This window comes from uncultured Limnohabitans sp. (assembly GCF_937889215.1).
Classification (GTDB): domain Bacteria; phylum Pseudomonadota; class Gammaproteobacteria; order Burkholderiales; family Burkholderiaceae_C; genus Limnohabitans_A.
This window is the reverse complement of the sequence record NZ_CALBEX010000288.1, coordinates 1-2,745: the sequence shown is the minus strand read 5'-3', so window position 1 is coordinate 2,745 and position 2,745 is coordinate 1. Positions and strand designations below refer to the sequence as shown.

At 61.7% G+C, this 2,745-nt stretch carries 4 protein-coding genes; all 4 read right to left on the bottom strand.

Translation table 11 applies throughout. The features are described 5' to 3' along the window. Positions 1–208, bottom strand: a 208-nt coding sequence (locus tag Q0341_RS07275; protein ID WP_299511597.1) for an AbrB/MazE/SpoVT family DNA-binding domain-containing protein, incomplete at its 3' end; no start/stop codon positions are given. A 111-nt stretch (positions 209–319) separates the two neighbouring features. Next, a complete protein-coding gene (locus tag Q0341_RS07270; RefSeq protein WP_299511595.1) occupies positions 320–487 on the bottom strand; it encodes a hypothetical protein in 168 nt (55 codons plus the stop codon). A 10-nt stretch (positions 488–497) separates the two neighbouring features. Beyond that, a complete protein-coding gene (locus Q0341_RS07265; protein ID WP_299511593.1) occupies positions 498–1,571 on the bottom strand; it encodes a YeeE/YedE thiosulfate transporter family protein in 1,074 nt (357 codons plus the stop codon). A gap of 9 nt (positions 1,572–1,580) precedes the next feature. Then, a complete protein-coding gene (locus tag Q0341_RS07260) occupies positions 1,581–2,531 on the bottom strand; it encodes a sulfurtransferase (protein WP_299511591.1) in 951 nt (316 codons plus the stop codon). Positions 2,532–2,745 lie beyond the last annotated feature (214 nt).

Genomic DNA, 2,745 nt, shown 5'->3' with positions numbered 1-2,745 from the left:
GGTTCATTTCTTCGACCGTGTGCGCCTGGGCGGGCGCTGGCAGCAAGCCGCGCAAGCTGGCAAAGGAAGCCTTGGAAGCTTTGCTCACGACAATTTGCCCATTGGCCTGCGCCACAAAGGCTACTTTGTCGCCGGGCTCGAGTTGCAGCATCTGCCGTACATCTTTGGGCAGCGTGATTTGCGCTTTGCTGGTCAGGGTGCTGAGCATGATTTTTCCTTACGATGCGGTAAGGAAGAATAGCCATCCAGCACCGATCGGTCAAGCCTGAGCGGCTGAGGTTGAGGGCTGGAGTTTGGCTTTCATCCTCCCTTTTTCGCTTCACTTCGCCATCGAGCAATGCCCCCCGCTGCTGGCCTGGCCCGAGCCTGCAGCGATCAGGGGTGGTTCATTGCGCAGGTCCACCGGGGCGGAGGCCTGAAAGTCCCAAGCCAAAAATGCGACCAGCGTCAGCCAGAAAACCGCTTGCAGTTTGTGCGTCGTGTTCATGTGGCCCTCTTCAGAACTGGTAGTGGCGGCGCACGCGCACGCCAATGAGCGTGCCAGCAAAGGCCAAAGGCACCCACAACCAGCCGTGCAAGCTGCCCGTGGAGATGCCGCTGAGCATGGCGCCGATGTTGCAGCCAAAGGCCAAGCGTGAGCTGTAACCCATGACGAAACCGGCCACCAGGCCAATCACCCATTGCTGCGTGGTGAGGGGCTTGCTGCCGGCCGGCGACTTGGCCGAGACCCACAACGCACCGCCCAAAATGCCGATGTTGGTGATGGTGGTCACGTCCATGAACACGGTTTGTGCCAGGCGCTGCGCATTGCCCGCCTGGCCCCAAAAGGCGTTGGCAGTGGGGTCAAAAGCACCCAGCGCCACCGAGATCTTGGCTGCCCAAAGGCCAAAGCCGTAGACCACGCCCCAGGGCTGCCCAGCCAGCAACAAATTCAAAGTGGCCAATACGGCAAGGGCTACCGCGCCCCAGACCCAGCGTTTGTCGAACCAGCTTTGGCCCGCGCCCACCCACAGGCGCACGGCCACCAGCACGGCGGCCAGCAAGGCCAGCGTCAAGGCCAAAGCGCCGCCCGTCCCGTATTCGGCAGAAAAACTGACCGGGGCCATTTGACCCAGTGACAACCAGCTGTCCAGATGCACCGAGCCCAAAAAACTGCCCAAAGCGAACAGCGGCAAGATGCCCATGTTGAGCGGCACGCCCAAGCCGGCTTTGTACAAAGTGCCCGAGCCGCAGCCGTCGGCAATCTGCATGGTCAACCCAAACACGAATGCGCCCACCAACAAGCTCACACTCGGCGGACCCAAGGCAGCGTGCAGTTCAGGAAACTGGCCCAGCAGCGGCAACGCGGCCAAGCTGGCCAAGGCCAGCAGCAGCACTTGCCCAGCAACACCTTGCGGGTTGCGCTGCTCGATCAGCTGCCGCCAGCCGGTGGTGAAGCCAAAGCGCGCACCTGCCAAAGCCACGCCCATGCCCACGCCCACCCCCATCAGCACGGCTTGGCGGATGGACACGGACAGCGCTAAAAAGATGAAAAAGGCGGCCAGCAAGGCCGCCAAAGGAAGGCGTTTCATGACCTGAATTTACTTGAATGTTTTCTCGGCCCAGAGCTTGGTGTCGATCAGCAGCTGCTTGGGGCGGCTGGGCACGTTGGCCATGGGCAGGCCGTTGGCGTCTTTGGACCACTCCACCATGGAGCCTGCGTAGAGCTTCACGTTTTTCTGGCCCAGCACTTCGGACATGGCAAACCAGTTGGTCGCTGCCCAGTGGCCAGTGTTGCAAAAGGACACGGTCTCTTTGGCCGGGTCGATGGGGCTGGATGCGGCCACTTTCTGGGCTTGAGCGGCGTTCACAAAGGTGGATGTGCCGGGGGCAAACCATTGGCTGTGTTCCACATTCACCGCGCCTTGCAAGGTGCCGGGCACGCTGGCGGCAGCGTGGCGGGTGTCGCCATTGAAGAACTCGGCAGGACGGGCGTCGATCAAAGCGGCGTCACCCGACTTCACGCGGGCCACCAACTCTTCTTTGGTGGCCACCAGGCTTGCGTCAATTTGCGGCTGGAAGCTGCTGGCCGCCACTTTCACGGCTTGGTTGTTTTGCGGCAAACCGGCCGTGGCCCAGCCCTTCAGGCCGCCGTTGAGGATGGACAAGTCTTGCAGGCCCAGCACCTTGAGCGTCCAGTAAACACGGGCCGAAGCGCCGAAGTCGGTGGCGTCTGCCCCGCTGGAAACGATCACGGCGTGCGTGCTGGGGGTCAGGCCCAGGCTTTGCACTAGGGTGGTCAGCTTGGGCAGGGCGGGCAATTCGCCGGGGTTGCTGGCCGGGCCGCGCCAGGTGCCGTAAGGTGCATTGACTGAGCCGGCGATGTGGTTAGTGGCGAAAGACTTGGGGTCGCGGATGTCGATCACGCGCACGTTGGCGTCAGACAGTTTGGCCTGCAGCTCGGCAGGGCTGAGCAGGGGCTGGGCGGCCAAAGCGGGCACGGAGAAGGCGGTGGCCGACAAGGCCAGAACCAGGGCAGAGATGCGTTTCATGGAGGTCGTTCCTGAAGGTGATGAACAAAAGATGGCGCGATTGTGGCCAGCCGCTTCAGACATGGGAACAATTTTTTAGTTGGTTATATATGTCAATTCAGATATAAAACGGCGCTACTCCAGGCTCCCGGGCGAAGGCTGGGGGTGGCAGCTCCAGTGCGCAGGGTTCAATGAGCAGGGTTCAATGAGCAGGGTTCATTGCCGGGGCTTCAAA